This window comes from Streptomyces sp. NBC_00457, assembly GCF_036014015.1.
GTDB lineage: Bacteria > Actinomycetota > Actinomycetes > Streptomycetales > Streptomycetaceae > Streptomyces.
Genome location: NZ_CP107905.1, coordinates 1,406,684 through 1,430,471, shown reverse-complemented (window position 1 = coordinate 1,430,471; position 23,788 = coordinate 1,406,684). Strand labels below are relative to the sequence as shown.

The window sequence follows — 23,788 nt, the reverse complement described above, 5'->3', positions numbered from 1 at the left end:
CCGTCGACTTCTTAGCGTCTGGCGCACCACGTACGAGAGGTAACCAACGATGTCTCCCTCGCCCTCACTCTCCGCCCGCGGCGGCAGACTGGCCATCCTGGTCGTCGGACTGTGCTGGCTGGCCGTGCTCTTCGACGGCCTCGACATGTTCATCTACGGCTCGGTGCTGCCGCACCTGCTGGAGACGACGACCTTCGGCCTCACCCCGGACCAGGCCGGCGACCTCGGCAGCTACGCCACCTTCGGCATGCTGGTCGGCGCCCTGGCCGCGGGAACCGTCGCGGACCGGATCGGGCGCAAGAAGCTCATGGTCTCCTGCGTGATCCTCTTCTCGCTGGCCTCCGGCGTGTGCGCCATCGCGGACAGCGTCGCCGTCTTCGGCCTCGGCCGGACCCTGGCGGGCGTCGGCCTCGGCGGACTGCTGCCGACCGCGATCGGCGTGGTCTCCGACTACGCTCCGCGCGGTCGCGGCGCCATCATCATCGGCCTGCTGATGACTGCCCACCACGCCGGCGGCATCCTGTCGGCCTACGTCGCCAAGTGGCTCGTGGAACCGGTCGGCTGGCGTGCCGCGTTCTGGGTCTGCGTGCTCCCGCTGCTCTTCGCTCCGGTGCTTGCGCGCTTCCTCCCCGAGTCGCTGAGCTTCCTCGTCGCCAAGGGCCGCACCGAGGAGGCCCGCGAGCTGGCCGTCCGGTACAAGGTCGAGCTGCCCGCCGCCAAGCCCGGCAAGCAAGCCGCGGCCGACCGCTGGACCAACCTGGTCACCCTCTTCCGCGGCGGCGAGTGGACCCAGACCCTGCTCTACTGGCTGGCCTCCTTCGGGGGACTGCTGCTCGTCTACGGCGTCGCCACCTGGCTGCCCACCCTGATGCGCGCCGAGGGCTACGAGCTGGGCTCGGCCCTGTCCTTCGTGGTCGTCTTCAACCTCGGCGGCATCGTGGGCATGCTCGTCGCAGGCCGCGCCGCCGACCGCTTCGGCGCCCCGCGCATCTCGGCGATCTGGTTCGCGCTGACCGCCGCCGGGGTCTTCCTGCTCAGCGTCCACATGCCGATGAGCGTGACGATGATCGTCGTCTTCCTCACCGGCGTCTTCCTCAACAGCGCCCAGACGATGATCTACGCGACCGTCTCCATCCGTTCCACCCCGGACAGCCGCGCCACCGCCGTCGGCTGGACCTCCGGCATGGGCCGCTTCGGCGCCGTCTTCGGCCCCTGGCTCGGCGGCCAGCTCCTCGCCGCGAACCACGGCGACTGGGGCTTCACCGCCTTCGCCATCGCCGGCCTCTCCTCCATGGTCTTCATCGGCATCGCCTCATTGCGTGGCCCGAAGCGGTCCACGGGGGCCGGTGCGCAGCAGGAACTGGCGACCGCGCACTGACGTGGTCCCGCAGGGCTGGGGGCGGGACCGACGCCGGGCGCCGTGGGGGATGCGGCGGCCGCCGTTCGGTCTGTGTGAGGGCTGAGAGGGCAGCGGCGCCTGCCCTGACCGGGGGAGTGCTCGAGGCTCAGTCCCCGGCCCGTACGCCGTCTGCCCTGGCTGGGGGGACCGCTCAGTCCCTGGCCCGTACGCCGTCGAGCGCGACGGTCAGTACGCGGTCGCGCTGGGCCTCGTCGAGGAAGTTCGTCGCGGTGATGCCCGAGACCATCCGCAGCAGGTCGTCGAAGTCCATGTCCTTGCGCGCCTCGCCCGCCTCCTGCGCCCGCTGGAACAGCGGGCCGCCCGCCGCGTACATAGACTCCCGGCAGGCCAGGAAGATCTCCGACTCGTTGTTGAGGGCCTCGCGGATGGCCCGCTTGGTGACGGTGTAGTCGACGAACCGCCGCAGCCACGAGGTCAGCGACTCCCACGGCTCCTGGCCGGCGACCTCCACGGCGACCTGGCACAGGTCGTTCACCTCGGTCGCGTACACGCTCTCGAACAGATGGCGGCGGGTCGGGAAGTTCCGGTACAGCGTGCCGATGCCGACGCCCGCCCGCCGCGCGATGTCCTCCAGGGAGGCCTCCGCGCCGTGCTCGGCGAACGCCTCACGGGCGGCCACCAGCAGCGCGTCGTAGTTGCGCGCGGCGTCCTTACGGTGCGGCCGGCGCGACGCGACGATCTCGCTGACGGGGTACGGCTGGGCCGTCACTGCTGCCTCCCGGGGCGGACAGGTTGAAGCGGAGGTATGCCTCCGCTACAGTGGAGGGGTACCTCCACTTTAGCAGTGCGGGGTCCGTTCGCCGTGGACGCGTGACGTCTACGACGCGAAGACCCCTCACCCTCTTCCACTCATCCTCTTCCACTCACTCGTCCGCGACCGGACGCTCTCGGCCGCACCCTGTTCGGATTCGGAGAGGCTCTCCATGCCCCGCAAGTCCCCCCGTCTCACCTTCGCGGTCCTCGCGAGCGGTGCCGGCGTGTTCGCCATGCTGCAGTCACTGATCGCGCCGGCCCTGCCGACCGTCCAGCACGCGCTCGACACCTCGCAGGCCACCGCGACCTGGGTGATGACGGCGTATCTGCTGTCCGCCTCGATCTTCACACCGATCCTCGGCCGCGTCGGCGACCTGATCGGCAAGAAACGCACCCTCGTCGCCGTCCTGTCCGTCGTGGCCGTCGGCTGTCTGCTCGCCGCGCTCGCGCCGACCATCGGCGTATTGATCGTCGCCCGGGTCGTCCAAGGCGTCGGCGGCGCGCTGTTCCCGCTCTCCTTCGGCATCATCCGGGACGAGTTCGCCCCGTCCCAGGTGAGCGGCAGCATCAGCACCCTGTCCGCGGTGATCGCCGCGGGCGGCGGCGTCGGCATGGTCGCGGCCGGACCCATCGTGTCCGCGCTCGACTTCCGCTGGCTGTTCTGGATCCCCGTGGCGATCGTCGCCGTCACCACGCTGATCGCCCTGCGCTACGTACCCGAGTCGCGCAACCGGGCCGCGGGGAACGTCAATTGGCTCGGCGCCGGGCTGCTGTCGGCCTGGCTGGTGGCTCTGCTGCTGCCGCTCAGCCAGGCGAGCGTCTGGGGCTGGGGCTCGGCCCGGGTGATCGGCCTGTTCGCCGCCGCCGTAGCGCTCTTCGCGCTGTGGCTGCTGGCCGAGTCCCGCTCGCGCACGCCGCTGATCGACCTGCGCGTGATGCGGCTGCCCGCCGTGTGGACCACCAACACCGCCGCGCTGCTGTTCGGCGCGGGCATGTACGCGATCTGGTCCTTCCTCCCTGGATTCGTGCAGACGCCCAGCTCCGCCGGATACGGCTTCGGCTCCAGCGTCACCGCCGCCGGCCTGCTCATGCTGCCGATGCTCGGCGCGATGTTCCTCTCCGGCGTGCTGAGCGGCCGCCTGGAACCGGTCCTGGGCGCCAAGACACTGCTCACAGCTGGGGCGTCGCTCGGCGCCCTCGCCTGCGGCTTCCTCGCCCTCTGGCACGACGAGCAGTGGCAAGTCGCCTTCGTGGCAGGCGTGTTCGGACTCGGCATCGGACTGGCCTTCGCCTCCATGGCCAACCTGATCGTCGGCAGCGTCCCGGCCGACCAGACCGGCGCCGCGACCGGCATGAACGCCAACATCCGCACCATCGGCGGCTCCATCGGCGCCGCGGTCACCAGCGTCCTGGTCACCGGCCACCTCCAACCATCCGGCCTGCCCTACGAATCCGGCTACACCCACGGCTTCGCCCTGCTGGCCCTCCTCTGCCTCGCCGCGGCACTGGCAGCCCTGCTGGTCCCGGTCGGACGAGCCTCCGGCCTGACCGCGCGTGCCCGCGCCGCCGAGGACACGGCGTCAGCACCCGTACGCGTGCGTTAGGGTTGACCTGCGCGTTCCCACGGAACCTCGCGGGACGCGCAGCCGGGACGTGGCGCAGCTTGGTAGCGCACTTGACTGGGGGTCAAGGGGTCGCAGGTTCAAATCCTGTCGTCCCGACGGTGTTCACCAGCGGGTCTGCCGGAAACGGCAGGCCCGCTGGATGTGTTCGTGTGAGACGTGACAGCGGCGTGACAGCAGTCATGGGACGTTGACGCGGCGGCAGGCATGGGCGAGCACGGCCTGGTTGTGGCGCTTGCCCATGTAGAAGCCTCCCTGCAGGCGGCGGTTGTAGCCCTGAGGGCGCCGCTGGTTGCCGCTGATCTTCCCGGAATCGCAGGGCACCGGGGCGAGCCCGCCGAAGCCGGCGACTCGGAGGCCCGCGAAGATGCTGTTGCCGGTCCGGGGACGGTAGACGCCTCGGCCGTCCCGATGCGCGGCACCGTCTCACCGGTTGTGCGCAGAAGTGCTGGCTTCGGCCGTCTAAGCTGCGGAAACAGACATCGTGTTTCAGAGAATCGGACAATGGCTCGTGCTGTCACGGGCCCGCCCATCACGGACAGGGGACGACGCATGGCGGCACCGCAGGACAGATGGAGCGCCTTGCTGGACCTGTTGACGCGCGACGGACGGATCGAGGTCGAGGCCGCGGCGGAAGCACTGCGCGTCTCCACCGCCACGATCCGACGCGATCTGGATGAGCTGGCGCGCCAGCAAATGGTCACCCGTACCCATGGCGGCGCCGTGATCAACGCCATCGCGTACGACCTGCCGCTCCGCTACAAGGCCGCGCGCAACGCTCCGGAGAAGGAACGGATCGCCAACGCGGCGGCGGGCCTGGTGAAAGCGGGTGCCGTGGTGGGTTTGAACGGCGGCACCACGACCACCGCGGTCGCCCGGGCGCTGGCCGTCAGGCCCGACCTGAGCACGGAGGGCGCCGTGCCCTCGCTGACGGTCGTCACGAACGCGCTGAACATCGCCAACGAGCTGGTCGTACGCCGTCATGTGAAGCTCGTCCTCACCGGGGGAGTGGCCCGCCCGGCCTCGTACGAGCTCACCGGACCGCTTGCCACCGGGATGCTCGCGCAGATCACGCTCGATCATGCCTTCATCGGCGTCGACGCGATCGACGTCCGGCGCGGGGCGATGGCCCAGGACGAGGGCGAGGCCGGCATAAACTGGGCGTTGGCCGGACGTGCCCAACAGGTGATCGTGGTCGCGGACTCCTCCAAGCTGGGTCGGCGGGCTTTCGCGCGGATCTGCCCGGTGGAAGACGTCCACATACTGGTGACCGACAAGGCGGCGGGCCCGGAGCTGACCGAGCCGTTCGCCGCTGCCGGCGTGAAGATCATTCGGGCTTGAGTGTCTTCGCGTGTTGCACACCGCCGCCGAGTCCGGAGCCCGCCCGGGCCTGAGCCCGCTCAGGAAAGGGGGCGCGAAATGTGTGCGCCCGCAGATCACTTGACGCCGCCGGCCGTCAGACCGCTGATCAGATAGCGCTCCACGAAGACGAACAGGACGACGACCGGCACGATGGCGATCAACGACGTGGCGAAGAGGTACTGCCACTGCTCCTGGTACGCCGTGACGAATCCGGGGATGGCCTTGGTCAGCGTCGTCCGGTCGCCGGAAGAGGTGATGGTGAGGGCGACGACGTACTCGTTCCACGCCCCGATGAACGTGTAGACGAGCGCGGTCACCACTCCGGGCAGCGCCAGCGGAAGGGTGACCCTGACCATCGCACCCAGCCGGCCGGCCCCGTCCATGTACGCGGCCTCCTCCAGCTCCTTGGGGATGCTCGCGAAGTACGCGTTGAGGATCCAGATGCAGAACGGCAGGTTGAACGCCGCGTTGACCAGGATCAGCCCCTCCGCGGTGTCGGTCAGATCGAGGCTGACCATCTCCCGGTAGATGCCGACCAGTAGTGCGGTCGGCGCGAACATCTGGGTGACCAGCACCAGCAGCAGGAAGGCGCCGCGCCCGCGGAACCGGTGGCGGGCCGTGTAGTACGCGGCGGGCAGCCCCACGGCGAGTGCGAGGAGCGTGGACATCCCGGCGACGTACAGCGAGAACAAGAGCGCGTCGGAGACCGGCGGATCCTTCAGCGACCAGACATCGGCGAAGTTGGACCACTCCCACCGCTGCGGCAGATAGGACGGCGGCGTCTTCATCAGTTCAGGCGTCGGCTTCAGAGCCGTCAGCAGCATCTGCAGGTACGGCGCCAGGAACATCAGGGCCACCAGCCAGCCCACCCCGGTGAGCACGACGGTGCGCAGCCGCAGCGGACGCCGCCGGGCCTTTGCGGATCGGGCCATCGCGGATTGGACTGTTGTGGACCGGGCCGTGACGGCGGACATCAGCCGATCTCCTCTCGCCTGCGGACGACGCGCAGATACACCAGCACGACCACGAGGATCAGCGCGAAGTTCACGACGGCCATGGCCGCCGACTCGCCGACGGCCTGGTTGTCGAACGCGAGCTTGTACATGTAGGTGGTGGTCGTGTCGGTGGCGAAGCCGGGACCGCCGCGGGTCATGGCCCAGATGATCGGGAAGGAATTGAACACGTTGATGACGTTGATGACGGCGGCGACCAGCAGGGAGGGGCGAAGCAGGGGCAGCGTGACGGACAGATAGGTGCGGGCCGGTCCCGCGCCGTCCAGGCGGGCCGCCTCGTACACCTCGGCCGGGATCGTCCCCAGGCCGGAGAGGATGACGAACGCGGTGAACGGCAGGGAGACGAAGACCGCCACGGCCATCATCCAGGCGAACGCCTGGACCGGGTGGGCCAGCCAGTTCACCGGTTTGTCCAGGATCCCCACGTCCATGAGTACGCGGTTGACGACGCCGTAGAAGTTGTTGAGCATCCAGCGCCAGGTCAGCGCCGTCATCAGGACCGATGCCGCCCAGGGCACGATCAGCGCCCAGCGGACCATCCGGCGCCCGGGGAAACGCGAGTTGAGCAACTGCGCCAGCGCCAGCGAGACGATGATCGTGACCGTGACCACGCCCACCACCCAGACCAGGGTGCGCAGCACCACGCCCGGCAGGTCCGGCTCGGCGAACAGCTCGGCGTAGTTGGCGCCACCCGCGAAGCCGCGGGTCAGTCCGGTCGAGCTGATGTCCATCAGGGACGTGCGGGCCATTTCGACGACGGGCCAGACGACCACGGCGAGGATCAGCACGAGCGCGGGGCCGAGCCACAGCAGCGGTTCCAGTGCCCGCAGGCGGCGACCGTTCCTGCCGTGGTGGGAACCGCGTGCCGGTGCCGCCGACGTCCGCTCCTTCCCGCCCCCCGCGGTGCGCGTGGTGACGTCCTGTACAGCCACCCGTCAGCCGTCCTTCTCGGCGGTCTCCTGGATTTCGCCCAGGACTTCCTTGGGCTCGGCGCCCGACACAGCTGTGCCGATGCGCTGCTTCACGGCGCCCTCGACGGCCGCCCAGTTCGGGTTGTCGGTGGGGGCGAACCGCGCGCCCGACAGCGCGTCGACGAACGGCTTGTAGTAGGCGGAGTCCGAACTCAGCGCGTCACCGGCCGACTTGGTCACCGACAGGAATCCCTCGGTGGACAGGAACTTCGATGCGTTCTTCTTCTGGTAGAAGAAGTCGAGGAACTTGTTGACGGCTTCGCGGTTCTTGTCCTCGTCCTTCTTGAAGGCCACCAGGTAGTCCTGGACACCGAGCGTGTTGTGCGTCGTGCCGTCCTTGCTCGGCAGCGGCGCGACGCCGTAGTTCAGGTTCTTGTCGACCGTGTCGATGAAGCCCTTGCGCATGAAGACGGCGCCGTTGAGCATGCCGATCTTGCCTTGCGCGAACTGGTTGAAGACGTCCTTGCGGTTGGTGGCCTCGGGGTTGGGCTGGGTCAGCTCTGCCTTGGTGAGTGTCCGCAGGAAGTCCAGCGTCTCGACGTTGGCCCGCTGGTCGACCGCCCACTTGCCCGACTCGTCGGTCCAGCCGCCGCCGTTGTTCATCGCCCAGATGTAGAACTCGGCCTGGGCCTCCTCCGCGCCGAGGGGCAGACCCAGCGGGATGTCCCCGGCCTTCTTTATCTTCCTGGCGGCGTCCTCGACCTCGGCCCAGCTGGACGGCGGCTTGGAGATCTTGGCCTTATTGAAGATGTCCTTGTTGTAGAAGAACAGCCGCGCGCTGGAGATGAACGGCAGTCCGTACTGGACGCCTTCGTACTGTGCCTGGTCGGCGAAGAGCGGCAGGAAGTCGTCGAGCACCTTCGGCGACACGACGTCCTTGGCCTGGTAGATCAGGTCGTCGCGGGCGAAGTCGGAGAACTTGTTGTAGTTGAGGACGTCGGGTTGCTGCCCGGTCTGGACGTATGTCTTGACCTTGGAATCCAGCTGCTCCCAGTCGACAACCTCCAACTCGACCTGGTAGCCGGGGTTCTCGGCCTCAAAGGCCTTGATCAGGTTCGCCCAGTAGGGCTGGGTGTCGTCGTCGTACTTGGCGGCCACGAATCTGATCGTTTTTCCGTCGGAGTCGCCGCCACCGGACGAACCACCCTTGCCGCATCCGGTGAGGACCAGGGCGAGGACCACCCCGGTTGCGATGCCGATGAGGTGCCGTTTCACGAAAGACCACCTTCGCACTGGAACTGAGTGATTGTTTCTGCTCGAAAGTCGCTCAGTTCAAGCATTAATATCCATCATGCCCAACACGGCGGGCGCGATGTCAAGAGAGGCGGTGGCCGATGCATCCCGCCACGGCCTCCGATCGAGTGGCCGCGCTCACTCGGTCCGGCGCCCTCCGCGTAGGTGAATACGCCCGTCGGCTGCGGTCGGAGGTCCGCCGTCGCGGCCACCGCAGACCCGGCGAGTGGCTCGTGAAGGTTGCCGACGCGGCCGTCGTGCTCGACTTCGCCGGCGAGGCGGCGGTGGAGCGCACTCGGTTCACCACCACCGAACGGGTGCTGCTGCGCGCCCTGTTCGTCGAGGGTCTTGGGTGCCTTCGGGCGGAGTGGGAGCCGCGTGCCGGTGCAGCCGACGTCCGTTCCTCCCAGCCCCGGCGGTGCGCGTGGTGACGTCCTGAACAGGCACCCCGGGAGGCGGCACCGAGGGTGCACGAGGCGCCTGGGGCCTGGGCGGAGGCTTGTCCGGTGAGGGGAGCCCGGGCGGGCAGATCAGGCCTGCCGAGGGAAAGTGCCCGAAATTGCGACCAGTTGGTCGCCATCGGGTGTGCTGCGGTGACCGACGTAGTCGTGATGCGGCGGTTGGTCCGCGGCGCTCGGGCCTTGACCGTTGAGCCCCGTCATCCGGCCCGCTCGATGACCTGCCCTGGCCGCGGATCATCCCGGCCCCGCCTGTGTGGTGGACCCCGGGCAGGCAGGCCGAATCACCCGAACTGGGCGCGGTTCACACAGAATTTACAGCCGTCTTCCCCGGGTTCGCCCCCTCCTCGAGCAGGGCGCGCGCCCGGTCAGACCCCATCGCCAGGGGTCACAGGGGTCGATGGCGCTGTCGGGAAATCATGGAAGTGAATGTTGACAGCTGATGTTTATAGCCAGAACATGAGCAGAAATGAGCATGATCTTGCCGTGCTGCTCCGCGAAGCAACACCCCGCCCCGCCCCGCAGGAGGACGTGAGTGCGCACCCAACCGCTCAGACGGCGCAAGACTCGTAGTCTCGGAACGCTGTTGGCCGCCGCGCTGGCCCTGACGTTCATACCGCCCGTCACCGAACCCCTCACCACAAAGGCCCAGGCGGACACCGCCGACCGGCCGAAGGTGACCCAGAGCGCGGACGGCCTCACCCTGTCCGTGCCGGGCACCAGGAACACACCCGGCTACACCGTCGACATCGCCACCGACGTACTCGCCCTCACCACCGAGCGCTCCGGAAAGACCGTGCTCGACACCGCGGGCGGCGACACCGGAGGGCTCCGCTTCCGCTCCGAGGAGAAGTGGGAGCACGCCACCGCGGTCACCGACTGGACGTGGCGGAGCGGCGTCCTCACGCTCACCGCCGACACCACCCTCGACGGCGCCACCGTCAAGGCCCGCCTCACGCCCGAAGCCGACCGCTACGAGCTGGACTGGGATGTCGAAGGCGGCTCCCCCGACCAACTCGGCCTCTCCTACGACCTGTCATCGGCCGGCCACTGGTACGGCCACGGCGAGGCGGAGACCCCGCAGGGCGGTCCCGGCGTCAACCAGCCCTGGCCGCTCGACACCGGCGAGGTCGACCACGAGACCTTCGGCCCGGCGTCGTACAACATGATCGACCCGTTCTGGTACACCTCCAAGTCGACCGGTCTGCGCGTCGACACCGGGGACGTCATGGACGTGGCGCTCAACAAGGGCAAGGACGGCCTCGGCACCTTCATCGTCGAGTCGCCCGACACCTACAAGGCCACCGTGTTCGTCGAGTCGAACCCGCTTGAGGTCTACCGCGACTACATCGGCATCGTCGGCAAGCCCACCAAGTCCGACGCCACGTACGAGCAGTACGCCAAGCCTCTGTGGAATTCCTGGGCGCAGTTCTACACCAAGATCGACCAGGAGAAACTGCTCGACTACGCCACCGACCTCTACGACAACGGACTGGACGGGCACACCATCCAGCTCGACGACAAGTGGGAGTCGAACTACGGCAATCTCACCTGGGATCCCAAGACCTTCCCCGATCCCAAGGGCCTCTCCAAGAAGATCCACGACATGGGGTTCGACTTCGGCATCTGGGTCACCCTGTGGATCAACCTGGACTCCGACAACTACCAGTACGCGGTCGACAACGGCTATCTGCTCATGGACGCCAAGGACACCAGCAAGCCGTGCGAAGTGACCTGGTGGAACGGCCAGGCCGGGATCATCGACCTGGCCAACCCCGACGCCAAGGCCTGGTACGAGGGCAACCTCAAGAAGCTGATGGACACGTACGACATCGACGGGCTGAAGTTCGACACCCGCTTCTTCGACGAGAAATGCGCGCCACGCGAGGGCCACCAGGCCACGGACTACCAGAAGCTCGGCACCGAGCTCGCCGACGAGTTCGACCTCCAGGGCGCCGGCATCCGGGTGCACTGGAACCGGACGGCACACGAGGCGGGCTTCGTCACCCGCCAGGTCGACAAGGGCACCGGCTGGGACTCCCTGCGCGCATCCGCCACCCAGAACCTGGCCATCTCCACCATCGGTTACCCGTTCGTCGAGTCCGACATGATCGGCGGCTCCGGCGGCCAGCCCGCGCCTACGAAGGACGTACTGGTGCGGTGGGCGCAGTCCGCCTCGCTGATGCCGCTGATGTACGCCTCGACCTCCCCGGTGGACACCAACGACACCACCACCGGCCAGAAGGTGGACTACGACCAGGAGACGGTCGACCTCTACCGGGAGGCGATCAAGACCCACGAGAAGCTCGCCCCCTACATCTGGGATCAGGTGCAGAGCACCCTGAAGACCGGCGATCCGATCATGCGGCCACTGTTCTTCGACTTCCCGAAGGACGAAGCGAGTTACACGGTCACCGACGAGTGGATGCTCGGCCCGGCCGTGCTGGCGGCTCCCAAGCTGAGCACCGGCGCCACCCGTTCCGTCCATCTGCCGCCGGGCACCTGGTACGACGTGAACCAGGGCACCGTGATCCGCGGGCCCAAGACCCTCAAGGGGTACGCGGCGCCGCTCGGCGTCACCCCGGCCTTCGTCAACCTCAAGGCCAAGGGCGCCGCCAAGGCCGTCAAGGCGCTCAAGCGCGACGACGCTCCGGCCGCCTCCGTCCTGATCACCCCGGACGCTCCGTCCACCGACGCCGGTACGCCGTTCGAGGTCACCACCGAGATAACCAACTGGGCCACCGGGATCCTCAAGAACGCCAAGGCGGCACTGGACCTGCCCGACGGCTGGACCGCCAAGGCGACCGGCCCGACCACCGCGAAGTCCCTCAAGAACGGCGCCACACTCACCACCACCTGGACGGTGACCCCGGCCGACGACGCCCGCTGGGGCAGTCATGGCCTCACCGGTACGGCCACCTACACCGGTCGCAACGGCTCGCAGAAGGTGTCCGACACCGTGCCGGCGCAGGTGAAGGCCGCCCCGGGCAGCGTGCAAGAGCCGTACCTGACGGCCGACACCACCTCCGGGGACGCCCAATACGCCCAGGGCGGCGACCAGTTCGCCATCTGGGCGGGTGGCCAGGACCTGTCCGGCTGGAAGGACGAGAAGGGCGTCATCTACCGCGACGACGCCGCGGGCGAGAAGGCCACCGTGCAGGCCCGGTTGGTCTCCCAGAACAGCGCCTCACCGGTCGGCAAGGCGGGCATCGCCCTCGCCAACGACCTGACCGCGCCCGAGAAGGGCGGTTACGCGGTGCTGGTCATGACCGAGAGCTACGGCCTGGAGTTCATGACCGACAGCGACGGCGACGGGAAGCTCGACACCTGGGCGGGCGGTGGCTCCACCTACCACCCGGCCTATCTGAAGCTGACTCGGGACGGCGCCACCTACACCGCGTACGCCAGCAAGGACGGCGAGACCTGGTCACAGGTCGGCACCGCCCAGGTGCCGTCGGCCGCCGGTACCGGTGACGCCGGGATGGTCGCCAGCGCGGCCAACGCGAACTACCCCGGCGAGAACATCGAAGCCGTCTTCAGCGGATTCTCCGTCACCACCTGACGCCACAGGTGCCAGTGGCACCGTCGGCACCATCCCCGTTTCCCGGCAGGCCTCCCACCCCCGTGGGGCCTGCCGGGGGACGGGCCACTCCCTGCACGTCCATGAGAGAGGGAACCCACCCCCATGGCACGTACGTCCTCAGCTGTCGCCGGCTTCGTCGCGGGCGTGGTCGTGGCCGCGAGCACCACCGCGATAGCCGTCACCGGCACCACGGGTACGACCACCGGCACCGACCTCAATTCCAAGGCCACCACCACCTGGCTGACCGTCAAGGTCGCCGACGCCATGGGTACCAGGGACACCATCACCTGGGTTCCCACCGGCTCCTTCGCCGGCTCCGCGGAGGAACGGGTCCCGCGCTACCCGATGACCGCCATCCAGGGCAAGGACACCAAGGAGCTGAAGCTCTCCGCCGTGCGCAACGAGCAGGTCTCGGCGCAACTGGCGATCGCCTCCGGCCAGGATCTCGACGACGTCAAGGCCGTGGTCGGCGACCTCACCGGGCCCGGCGGCGCGAAGCTGTCCGGTGACGACACCCAGGTCCGGTTCGTCAAGTACGTGCCCGTGCAGCGCTCCAAGAGCGAGGTCGACTGGTCGGCCACCATCGACCAGGTCAGTTCCGCCAAGGAGGTGTCCGGCGACCGCAACCCCGATGTGGTCGCGGACGCGCTCGAGGAGCGGTCCTCCGTGGACGTGCCCGCGTACGCGGCGCAGCCGCTGTGGTTCACCTTCCAGATCCCCGAGAAGGCCAGGCCAGGCACCTACACCGGCACGGTGAAGGTCAACGCCGACGGCCGCACCCAGACCACCTACCCGCTGACCATCGAGGTCGCGGACGCGAGCGTGCCCGCCCCGGCGGACTATGACTTCTTCCTCGACGTATGGGCGCAGCCGGAGACGATCGCCAAGAACCACGGCGTCAGGCTCTGGTCCGACCAGCACTGGAAGCTGATCGAGAAGTACAACCGCGATCTGGCGTCGCGCGGCCAGAAGGTCATCAACACCACCATCGTCGACAACCCGTGGCACCACCAGTGGTCACTCGGCACCCGGGAGTCGCAGACCGCCACGCCGTACACCAGCATGGTGGGCTGGGCCTGGAACGGAAAGACGTTCTCCTTCGACTTCGCTCGCTGGGACAAGTACGTCCAGACCGCCAGACGCGCCGGGCTCGGGCCCGACATCGGTGCCTTCTCCATGCTGGCGTTCCAGGACCAGGAGCACCTCACCTACACCGACACCCGAACCGGCAAGACGGTCTACGAGAACGTCGACCTGGGCGGGGACCGCTGGCGGGAGGCATGGGGAACGTTCCTGCCCGCCTTCGAGAAGCATCTGAAGGCCAAGGGCTGGCTGGAGGACACCTGGCTGTCGTTCGACGAGCGGCCCATCGACACCATGACGGTCGTCAAGGACTTCGTCCACGAGGTCGCGCCGGTCTTCGACGACCGCATCTCCGTGGCCGGTTCGATCAGCACCGAAGGCGTGGCGTCCAACCTGTCCGTCGACTGGGGCGGCATCGACGCGATGACGAAGGAGAAGGTGGCGGAGCGGCGCAAGGCCGGCAAGACCACGACCTTCTACGTGTACGGCTCACCGGCCCACCCCAACACGCTGTCCTACTCGCCCGCCGTCGAGTCCCGGATGCTGCCGTGGATCTCCGCCCAGCGGAATCTGGACGGCTTCCTGCGCTGGTCGTACAACAGCTGGACCAGCGACCCCTTCAAGCAGCCGGTGCACGTCTTCACGCAGGGCGACGAGTACCTGGTCTACCCAGGTAAGGACGGCCCGATGTCCAGCATCCGCTGGGAGCAGCTGAAGGAGGGCATCGAGGACTACGAACTCATCGCCCAGCTGCGGAAGAAGGACGGCGGCACCGACAGCGACGCCCTGACCGAGGCCCTCACCACCGCGACCCGGAACCTTGACGGCCGGACGAAGGACGTCAACGACATCGAGACCGCGCGGGCGGCCGTCGTGAAGGGGCTGACGTCATGAGGGGGAAGTGGAGATCACTGCTGCTCGCCGGAGCCCTCTCTGTCATGCCCCTGACCAGCACAGATGCTGCCGCGGCACCGGTTCAGGCGAAGTCGACGGCCCCGCACACCGTCACCTACGACCAGTACTCCGTGCGGGTCGACGGCAAACCCCTGTACATCTGGGGCGCCGAGTTCCACTACTTCCGGCTGCCCAGCCCGGATGCCTGGCGCGATGTCCTACAGAAGATCAAGGCGGGCGGATTCAACGCGGTCTCGCTCTACTTCGACTGGGGCTACCACTCGGCCAAGCCGGGCTCGTACGACTTCACCGGCACCCGTGACGTGGAGCGGCTGCTCGACGAGGCCGAACGCGCGGGCCTGTATGTGATCGCCCGGCCGGGCCCGTACATCAACGCGGAGGTCTCCGGCGGCGGCATGCCCGCCTGGCGCAAGACACAGGCCGGCGTGAACCGTACCTCCGAGCCGGAGTACATGAAGGCGGCCCGGGAGTGGATGAGCCGGATCAACCCGATCATCGCGCGGCACCAACTCACGCGGGGCACCGGCAATGTGATCCTCTATCAGGTCGAGAACGAGTACCAGGGCGGTCGCCAGGACGCCGACTACATGCAGACCCTCATCGACTGGGCACGCCAGGACGGCATCGATGTCCCGACCTTCGTCAACGACGGCGGCGCCAACAAGAACTGGGTCAGCGGCAAGGGCGCCCCGGACATCTACGGATTCGACGCCTACCCGCAGGGCTTCGACTGCAAGGACCCCGACACCTGGAAGAACCTGCCCGACTACTCGTACGTCAACGAGTGGAAGCCCGAGTCCCCCCTGATCATCCCGGAGGCACAGGGCGGCGCCTTCGACCCCTGGGGCGGCACCGGATACCAGGACTGCGCGAAACTCACCGGGACCGACTTCACCCGGGTGTTCAGCAAGATGAACATCGCCGCCGGGGTGAGCGGCCAGTCCTTCTACATGACGTACGGCGGCACCAACTGGGGCTGGCTCGCCGACCCCAACGCGGTCTACACGTCGTACGACTACGGGGCCCCGATCAACGAGTCCCGCCAACTGACGGACAAGTATCAGGAGTTCAAGCGCCTCGGTTACATGGTCAACTCCGTCACCTCACTGGCGCGCACCGACAAGGCCGAGGCCCCCGTCCCGTCCGACGACGCCCTGCGCATCGACCGGCGCGTCAACCCCGACGACGGCACCCAGTTCTTCACCATCCGGCACGCCGACACCCGCGTGAAAAACAAGGACGAGACCACCCTGTCCCTGACCGGCGCGGACGGCGACTACCCGCGCGTGCCGCAGCAGGGCACGATCACCGTCGACGGCCGGGACTCCAAACTCCTGGTAGCCGGCTACGACTTGAGCGAGAAGCAGCGACTCGTCTATTCCACCTCGGAGATCATGACGCACGCCCGGATCGACGACCGGGACGTGGCGCTGCTGTACGGGCGTGAGGGCGAGGGCGGCGAGACCGTGCTGCGGTACGCCGAGCGGCCCGAGGTCACCGTCCTCGACGGCGATGTCACCACCACCTGGGACGCCGAACGGGGCGACCTGCGCCTGAACTACACCCACAAGGGTCTGGCCCGGGTGCTGGTGAACGGCATGGAACTGCTGATCGCCGACATCGCCGAGACCGCCCACTGGTGGCAGCAGGACACCGTCGCGGGCCCGGTCCTGGTACGAGGCCCGTCCCTCGTCCGTACGGCCGAACTGGCGGGCGGCACCCTGAAGCTGACCGGCGACTCCACGAAGGCCGCGAAGATCGAGGTCATCGCGGACGCCAAGAAGGTGACCTGGAACGGCCGCAGGGTTGCCCTGACCGAGGCGCCACGCCCGGTCCGGCTGCCTGAGCTGACGACGTGGAAGTACAAGGAGGAGGCACCGGAGTCCGCCCCGGACTTCGACGACTCCACCTGGACCACCGCCGACCACCTCACCGCCAACAACGCGGAACTGGCCGGGTCGCTGCCGGTCCTCGCGATGGACGAGTACGGCTACCACCACGGCAACGTCTGGTACCGGGGCCGGTTCAAGACGGCCGGCCGTGCGACCGCGCTCGCGCTGAACGCCAACACCGGCCCGACCGGCCAGTACGCGGTCTGGCTCAACGGCCGCTATCTCGGCAGCTCCGGTGACGGCGCGCACACCTTCGACATCCCGGCGGACACGCTGAAGGACAGCGGGGACAACACCCTCTCCGTCCTCGTCGAGAACGCGGGCCACAACGAGGAATGGGGCCACGACTACTCCAAGGAGCCGCGCGGCCTGCTCGGCGCCGAGGTGATCGGCGGGGCCTCCACCCTCACCTGGAAGATCCAGGGGAGCCGGGGTGGCGAAGACCCGGTCGACACCGCCCGGGGCCCGTACAACAACGGCGGGCTGTACGGGGAGCGGGCCGGCTGGTCCCTCGCCGGTTACCCCGACGGCAGATGGAAGAACACCACCCTCGCCGGACAGAGCGCGAAGACCGGGACCGGCGTGCGCTGGTACCGCACCTCCGCCCGGCTCGATCTGCCGCAGGGCCAGGACAACGCGATCGCCCTCGATCTCGCCGAGGCGGAAGGCGGCGGCACCGGCTACCGGACGCAGATCTTCGTCAACGGCTGGCTGATCGGCCGCTACCTGGCGGACACCGGACCCCAGACACGCTTCGTCATCCCGAAGGGCATCCTGCGCGAGCAGGGCAGCAACACCATCGCCCTGGCCGTGTGGTCCACGGAAGCCGGAGCGGGCCCGGGGTCGGCGAAGCTCGTCGACCTCGGCGCCTCGGCGGGCGGAATCAAGATCGGCACGGTGGCCGCGCCTTCGTACGACGCCAAGACGTACGCCATGCCGGAGTCGGGTGCCCGTGTCACCGTCGACGCCGAGCCGTTCCTGAGCACCGGAACCGCCGCCAAAGTCCCCGTCACCCTCAGCGTGCCGAAGGACGCGCCGACCGCCCGGAACGTCGAACTCGCGCTGAAGGTCCCCGACGGCTGGACCGCGACCACCGACGACACCACCCGTTTCGCGAGGGTCCGGCCCGGCGACACGGTGACCGCGGACTACACCGTCACCCCGCCCGCCGACCCGGTCCACTACGCCGTCCTGCCGGCGACCGCCAAGCTCACCCAGCCCGGCCGTCCGGGCACCGTCACCGGCGAGCGGGCCGTGCAGGTGCCACCTGCCGGGCTGTCCGCCGACGCCTATGTGAGCGATCTGACCCTGGTCAAGGCGGTCAACGGCTGGGGTCCGGTCGAGAAGGACGCCTCCAACGGGGAGAACGCGGCGGGTGACGGCCGTCCCCTGAGCATCGGTGGCACCACGTACACCAAGGGCCTCGGTGTCCACGCGAACAGCCAGGTCCGGGTCTATCTCGGCGGCGGCTGCACCCGCTTCACCGCGACCGCCGGAGTGGACGACGAGGTCGGCGACGACGGCAGCGTCTCCTTCGAGGTGATCGCAGACGGCCGCTCCCTGTTCGACAGCCCGGTGCTGTACGGCTCCGACGGCGGCGCCGCGGTCGACGTGGACGTGACCGGCGCCCGCTGGCTGGACCTGTTGGTCGACGGCGACGGCGATGTGTCCACGGACCACGCCGACTGGGCCGACGCCAAGCTGACCTGTACGGGAGGCAACTCGTGAGCCTCGCACGAGTTGGACGACTGCGTACCCCACTGGCCGCGGCGTTGGCCGCCGTACTACTCGCGGTCCTGTCCGCGGCGGTGCCGGCCCACGCCACGGTCCCGGCCGCCGAAGTCGCCGAAGTCGCGGAAGACACCATGGCCGCCAAGCCCACGCCGCACACGGTCAGTTACGACAAGTACTCCGTCAAGGTCGACGGCGAGCGGCTCTTCGTCTGGTCAGGGGAGTTCCACTACTGGCGGCTCCCCAGCCCCGACCTGTGGCGCGACGTGCTCCAGAAGATCAAGGCGAGCGGTATGAACGCCGTCTCGATCTACTTCGACTGGGGTTTCCACTCCCCGGCGAAGGGCCGTTACGACTTCAGCGGTGTCCGTGACGTCGACAAGCTCCTCGACATGGCCGAGGAGGCCGGGCTCTATGTCATCGCCCGGCCGGGCCCGTACATCAACGCCGAGACGGACGGCGGAGGCTTCCCCGGCTGGCTGATGACACAGAAGGGACAGGCCCGCTCCACCGACCCCGAATATCTCGACGCCGCCCGCGAGTGGCTCAAGGAGATCGACAAGATCCTCGCCCGCCGCCAGGTCACCGACGGCACCGGGCCGGTGCTGCTCTACCAGGTCGAGAACGAGCTGTACGACCCGGAAGGCCGCGACTACATCGTCGAGCTGAGCAAGCAGGTACGGGCAGACGGCATCACCGTGCCCCTCGTCGGCAACGAGCCGATGCCGCAGTACACGGGCGGTGAGGGCCTGGACTTCGTCGGCGAGCTGGACCAGTACAACTCCTTCTGCAAGGGCGAGTGGTGGCTGCCCACCCTCAAACGGCAGCAGGACGACGCACCGCTGGCGATCTTCGAGGCGGGCACCGGCTGGTTCCAGACCTGGGGCGACACCGGCTACGAGAAGTGCCGGGAGAAGATGGGCCCCGCCTACCAGAAGATCGTCAACAAGCACGAGGTCATGCAGGGCACGACGATCGAGAACCTCTACATGACCTACGGCGGCACCAACTGGGGCTGGCTCGCCGACCCGCGTCAGGTCTACACCTCGTACGACTACGGCGCACCGATCAGCGAGCCGCGCCAGACCGGCGCCGACTACGACGAGATGAAGCGGCAGGGCCTCTTCTACACCACCACCGGACCGCTCACCGCGACCGATCCGGCCGACGCCCCGGCCTCGTCCAACAACGCCGTGCACATCGAAGCCCGCGCCAACCCGGACACCGACACCCAGTTCCTCTATCTCCGGCACGGCGATCCGATGGCCGACGCCGACGCCACCACCACCTTCGACTGGCAGACCCCGGACGGCACCTATCCGGTCACCACACGGCTCAACGGCAAGACCGGCAAGATCCTCGTCGCAGGCCACGACCTCGGCGGTGGTCAGCAGCTCGTCTACTCCACGAGTGAGCTGCTGACCAGTGCAGGGACCGGTGACCGCACTCAAGCCGTGCTGTACGGCGGCGAAGGTGACCGGGGACAGACCATGCTTCGCTACTCCGCCGAGCCCAAGGTCACCGTGCTCGACGGCAAGGCGGACGCCACCTGGGACGCCGAGCGCGGCGACCTGAAGCTGGACTACACCCACTCCGGCCTTACCCGGGTCCTCGTCCAGGGCGGCGGCCGCCCCGATCTGCTGCTGCTCATCGGCACCGACGACGAGGCCGCCGGCTTCTGGCGGCAGGACACGCCGGCCGGTCCGGTCCTGGAACGCGGCACCGAACTGGTCCGTGCGGCGTCGGTCACCGGCCGGGGGACGACGCTCGCGCTCACCGGCGATGCGAAGAAGGCGGGCCCTCTGGAGGTCTTCGCCCCGCCCGGCGTACGGACCGTCACCTGGAACGGCGTACCCCTGAAGGTGAAACCGACCTCCTCGGGCAGCCTGCTGGGCACCGTCCCCGGCCCGGAGGACGTCAAGCTCCCCGAGCTGACCGGCTGGAAGACGTCCGCCGAAACCCCCGAGGCCGACCCGGACTTCGACGACTCGTCATGGACGTACGCCGACAAGCTGACCACCGACAATCCGACCAAGCCCGGAACTCTGCCGGTGCTCTACCAGGACGAGTACGGCTACCACCACGGCTACGTCTGGTACCGGGGCCGTTTCAAGGCCACCGGCACCGAGAAGTCCCTGTCCCTCACCGGATACGCCACCAACCCCGACACCTCGTCGGCGGCAGTGGGCGCGTACTCGGTGTGGATCAACGGGAAGTTCGCCGGGACGAGTCAGACCGGCCGCAAGACCTTCCCCATCGCCGAAGGGCTGCTGCGCGAGGGCAAGGAGAACGTGATCTCCGTCCTGGTCGGCACCATGGGCCACAACGAGGACTTCACCTGGAACAGCGACGACCACAAGCAGCCGCGCGGCTTGACCACGGCGTATCTGGCTGGCTCCGACGCGCAGATCACCTGGCGCATCCAGGGCGCCCGGGGCGGCGAGAAGCCCGTCGACACCGTACGCGGGCACATGAACAACGGCGGTCTGTACGGGGAGCGTTCGGGCTGGACACTGCCAGGCTACCCGGACCGGTCCTGGGACGCGGCCACGCTGCCGGCCAGCGACACCACTCCCGGTATCGCCTGGTACCGCACCACGTTCAATCCGCGGCTGCCCAAGGGCCAGGACGTCTCCGTCGGCGTCACCATCACGGATGACCCCGACCGCAACTACCGCGCTCTCATCTATGTCAACGGCTGGCTGATGGGCCACTACGTCAACGACACCGGCCCCCAGCACACCTTCCCCGTCCCCAACGGCATTCTGCGCGCCGACGGCAAGAACACCATCGCCATCGCCTCGTGGAGCGAGGACGCGAAGAGCGGCGGCCTCGGAAAGGTGGGTCTCACCACGCTCGGGAATGTCGCCTCCTCGCTGCGGGTCGCCGATGTGGCCGCCCCGGCCTACGACGCCGCCACCCACGCCGACCCGGCCACCCCGGCGCGGGTGACCGTCGACGCCCCCGACACCGTCGAACCGGGCAACAGCTACCAGGTCACGGCGACAGCCGCCGTACCGGACAACGGCAAGACGCTCCGCGACCTCACTCTGAGCCCGAAGCTGCCCGACGGCTGGACCGCGACCCCGGCCGGCCCGGTCCGGCTCGGCACCCTCAAACCCGGTGCCTCGGCGAAAGCCGAGTGGACCGTCACCGTGCCCGCCGGCCAGAAGACCGGCACTGTCGCCATCCTCCGCGCCACCGCCGACTTCACCCGCGTCGGCAAGCCCGGTTCGGTGACCGGGGAACAGGTGGTGGCAGCACAGCCACCGCCGCTCACGGCCGGCGAACACTACGTCAGCGATCTGCCGTTCCAGTCCAGCAGCAACGGCTGGGGCCCGGTCGAACGCGACCAGTCCAACGGCGAGAACGCCGAGGGCGACGGCCTGCCGATCACCCTCCACGACAACGTCTACGACAAGGGCCTCGGCACACACGCGGGCAGCAGCGTCCAGGTGTGGCTCGGCGGCACCTGCACCGCCTTCCACGCCGCGCTCGGCCTCGACCAGGAGACCTACGGCCGCTCCGACGGCCCGGCCACCGTCACCTACACCGTCCTCGCCGACGGAACGCCCGTCTACGAGAGCGGCACAGTCGACCGGGACACCGCGACCAAGGAGATCGACGTCGACGTGGCAGGCGCCCGGCGGCTCGAACTCGTCGTCTCGGACGCCGGGGACGGCAACGCCCTCGACCACGCGGACTGGGCCGACGCCAAGCTGACCTGCGGCGGCGGTGCCTGATGCCCAGGCTGAGACGAACCGTCCGCCGCAGCTCGGTGGCGCTGGTCCTGGCCGCGCCGCTACTCGGCTCAGCTCCAGCGGCCGCCGACTCCGGGCCGATCACCTTCGCGACATCCGCCTACGAACTGCGCGTCGCCACGGACCGGTTGACCGTCACCACCGTACGGGCAGGCCGGACCGTCCTGGCCACCGCGCCCGCGGCGTTCCGGTTCCGGATCGGCGCCGACTGGCACATCGTCCGGGAGGTCACCGGCAGTACGCGTGACGGCAACACCCTGCGCGTCACCGCCGCCACCGACCTGCCGGGCGTCACCGTGGATCTGCGGATCACCCTGCGCTCCGACCGGTACGACGTGAACTGGTCCCTGTCGGGCGCCCGGGCCGACGCGCTCAGCACGGCGTACGACCTGGACAGCGCCGGGCACTGGTACGGCCACGGCGAGAACAGCGACCAGACGGTCCAGCCGTGGCCGCTGGACTCCGGGCAACTGGTGGACACCGGGTTCAGCCCGGCGTCGTACCAGGTGGTCTCCCCCTTTTGGTACACATCCAGCGCCACCGGGCTGCGGGCGGACACGAACGACCCGATGGACGTGCGGATCAACTCCGGTGGCAACGGGCTCGGCGAGTTCACCGTCACCGGCGAACGGCCCGCCGCCTCCACGGTGTTCGTCGAGGACACCCCCGCCGAGGTGTACCGCGACCACATCGCGCTGGTCGGCAAGCCCGAACGCTCCGACACCCCCTACGAGCAGTACGCCACCCCTCTCTGGAACTCCTGGGCCCAGCTCTACGGCGAGCAGACCCAGGAGAACGTCCTCGCCTGGGCCCGCGCGCTGGCCGGCGCCGGGCTCGGCGGGCACGCGGTGCAGATCGAGGAGAGCGTGATCGCGGCCGACTTCGGCGAACGCTTCCCCGATCTGCCCGCCCTGTCCGAGCAACTCGACCGCCTCGGCTTCGACCTCGGCATGTGGACGGGCCTGTACATGCCCGAGACCGCCGCCAACTTCTCCGAAGCCATCGACAACGGGTATCTGCTGAAGGACCCGTCCGACCCGTCCAAGCCGTGCCTCTTCACCTGGTGGAACGGCCGGCAGACCGGGCTGATCGACCTGGCGAACCCGGCCGCGCGGCAGTGGTACACCGACGATCTCCACGCGCAGACGCGTGAGTTGGGGGTCGCCGGGTTCAAGTTCGACACCGCCTTCTTCGACGACCGGTGCGCCCCCTATCCGGGGGCGACCCGCGCCGACTACGTGAAGTACGGCACCGAGCTGGCCGACGAGTTCGACCAGCAGGGCGCCGGGCTGCGGGTCGCGTGGAACGCCGCGCAGGCCAAGGGCTTCGCCACCCGCACGGCCGACAAGCCGACCACCTTCGGCGGGCTGCGCGCCGCGGTCTCGGCCAACCTGGCGGTCTCCACGATCGGTTACCCGTTCGTCGAGACCGACATGATCGGCGGCTCGCTGAGCTACCCGCCGCCCTCCAAGGAGGTTCTGGCCCGCTGGGCGCAGGCGGCGTCCCTGATGCCGCTGATGTACGCCTCCACCTCACCCACCGGCGTACGGGACGCGACGACCGGCGAGTGGGTCGGCTACGACAAGGAGACGGTCGAGCTCTACCGGTCGGCCATCGCGACGCACGAGCGGCTGGCCCCGTACATCTGGGACCAGGTGCAGCAGACGCTGAAGACCGGTGACCCGATCATGCGGCCGCTGTTCTTCGACTTCCCGAAGGACGCCGCGAGTTACACGGTCACCGACGAGTGGATGCTCGGCCCGGCCGTGCTGGCCGCGCCCCAGCTCGACGAAGGCACCGCCCGGGACGTCTTCCTGCCGACCGGAACATGGCGTGACGTCACCAACGGCAAGGTCGTCCGCGGCCCCGTGACGCTCAAGGGCTATCGCACTCCGCTCGGGGTGACCCCGGCGTTCGTGAACCTCAAGGCCAAGGGCGCCACCAAGGCGTACGAGGCGCTCAAGCGCACCGGCGCGGAACGGTAAGGGGCG

The 23,788-nt window shown here is 68.7% G+C and carries 14 protein-coding genes and 1 tRNA gene; 10 read left to right on the top strand and 5 right to left on the bottom strand.

The genetic code is table 11. The features are described from left to right. Positions 1–49: 49 nt before the first annotated feature. On the top strand, positions 50–1,378 hold the full coding sequence (locus OG828_RS06550; RefSeq protein WP_328500418.1) for an MFS transporter: 1,329 nt from the start codon (positions 50–52) through the stop codon (positions 1,376–1,378). Positions 1,379–1,550: 172 nt separating this feature from the next. On the opposite strand, the gene OG828_RS06545 is transcribed toward OG828_RS06550, so the two are convergent. Continuing rightward, positions 1,551–2,129 carry a TetR/AcrR family transcriptional regulator gene (locus OG828_RS06545; RefSeq protein ID WP_328351332.1) on the bottom strand — a complete coding sequence of 193 codons (579 nt, stop codon included), beginning with the start codon at positions 2,127–2,129 and terminating at the stop codon, positions 1,551–1,553. Positions 2,130–2,343: 214 nt separating this feature from the next. Between OG828_RS06545 and OG828_RS06540 the strand changes: the two genes are divergently transcribed. Together OG828_RS06540 and OG828_RS06535 are read left to right on the top strand one after the other, a co-directional pair. Further along, on the top strand, positions 2,344–3,777 hold the full coding sequence (locus tag OG828_RS06540; RefSeq protein ID WP_328500417.1) for an MFS transporter: 1,434 nt from the start codon (positions 2,344–2,346) through the stop codon (positions 3,775–3,777). Positions 3,778–3,820: 43 nt separating this feature from the next. After that, positions 3,821–3,894 (top strand) — tRNA-Pro (locus OG828_RS06535). Between the two features lie 81 nt (positions 3,895–3,975). On the opposite strand, the gene OG828_RS06530 is transcribed toward OG828_RS06535, so the two are convergent. Beyond that, a complete protein-coding gene (locus OG828_RS06530; protein WP_443062375.1) occupies positions 3,976–4,119 on the bottom strand; it encodes a hypothetical protein in 144 nt (47 codons plus the stop codon). A gap of 228 nt (positions 4,120–4,347) precedes the next feature. Here OG828_RS06530 and OG828_RS06525 point away from each other — a divergent pair, with 228 nt between their 5' ends. Next, the gene (locus OG828_RS06525) at positions 4,348–5,136 is read left to right on the top strand and encodes a DeoR/GlpR family DNA-binding transcription regulator (protein WP_328500416.1); all 789 of its coding nucleotides are present in this window, start codon (positions 4,348–4,350) and stop codon (positions 5,134–5,136) included. 95 nt (positions 5,137–5,231) lie between these two features. On the opposite strand, the gene OG828_RS06520 is transcribed toward OG828_RS06525, so the two are convergent. From OG828_RS06520 to OG828_RS06510, 3 genes are read right to left on the bottom strand one after another with little or no spacing between them, the layout of a single operon-like run. Continuing rightward, the gene (locus OG828_RS06520; protein WP_328500415.1) at positions 5,232–6,089 is read right to left on the bottom strand and encodes a carbohydrate ABC transporter permease; all 858 of its coding nucleotides are present in this window, start codon (positions 6,087–6,089) and stop codon (positions 5,232–5,234) included. Positions 6,090–6,130: 41 nt separating this feature from the next. Beyond that, positions 6,131–7,102 (bottom strand): carbohydrate ABC transporter permease, encoded by a 972-nt coding sequence (locus OG828_RS06515; protein ID WP_328500414.1) that lies wholly within the window; start codon positions 7,100–7,102, stop codon positions 6,131–6,133. A gap of 3 nt (positions 7,103–7,105) precedes the next feature. Further along, positions 7,106–8,356 carry an extracellular solute-binding protein gene (locus OG828_RS06510; RefSeq protein WP_328437110.1) on the bottom strand — a complete coding sequence of 417 codons (1,251 nt, stop codon included), beginning with the start codon at positions 8,354–8,356 and terminating at the stop codon, positions 7,106–7,108. Between the two features lie 119 nt (positions 8,357–8,475). Between OG828_RS06510 and OG828_RS06505 the strand changes: the two genes are divergently transcribed. From OG828_RS06505 to OG828_RS06480, 6 genes are all read left to right on the top strand, one after another. Continuing rightward, on the top strand, positions 8,476–8,805 hold the full coding sequence (locus OG828_RS06505; protein ID WP_328437109.1) for a hypothetical protein: 330 nt from the start codon (positions 8,476–8,478) through the stop codon (positions 8,803–8,805). Between the two features lie 562 nt (positions 8,806–9,367). Continuing rightward, positions 9,368–12,394: a TIM-barrel domain-containing protein gene (locus OG828_RS06500; protein ID WP_328500413.1), complete on the top strand. Its 3,027-nt coding sequence runs from the start codon at positions 9,368–9,370 to the stop codon at positions 12,392–12,394. Between the two features lie 123 nt (positions 12,395–12,517). Further along, positions 12,518–14,392 carry a DUF4091 domain-containing protein gene (locus OG828_RS06495; protein WP_328500412.1) on the top strand — a complete coding sequence of 625 codons (1,875 nt, stop codon included), beginning with the start codon at positions 12,518–12,520 and terminating at the stop codon, positions 14,390–14,392. Further along, a complete protein-coding gene (locus OG828_RS06490) occupies positions 14,389–18,033 on the top strand; it encodes a beta-galactosidase (RefSeq protein ID WP_328500411.1) in 3,645 nt (1,214 codons plus the stop codon). Before OG828_RS06495 ends, OG828_RS06490 begins: the two co-directional genes overlap by 4 nt. Next, positions 18,030–21,779, top strand: coding sequence for a beta-galactosidase (locus OG828_RS06485; RefSeq protein ID WP_328500410.1), 3,750 nt, complete (start codon positions 18,030–18,032; stop codon positions 21,777–21,779). Before OG828_RS06490 ends, OG828_RS06485 begins: the two co-directional genes overlap by 4 nt. Continuing rightward, a complete protein-coding gene (locus OG828_RS06480; RefSeq protein WP_328500409.1) occupies positions 21,779–23,782 on the top strand; it encodes a glycoside hydrolase family 31 protein in 2,004 nt (667 codons plus the stop codon). The genes OG828_RS06485 and OG828_RS06480 overlap by 1 nt, the downstream gene beginning before the upstream one ends. Positions 23,783–23,788 lie beyond the last annotated feature (6 nt).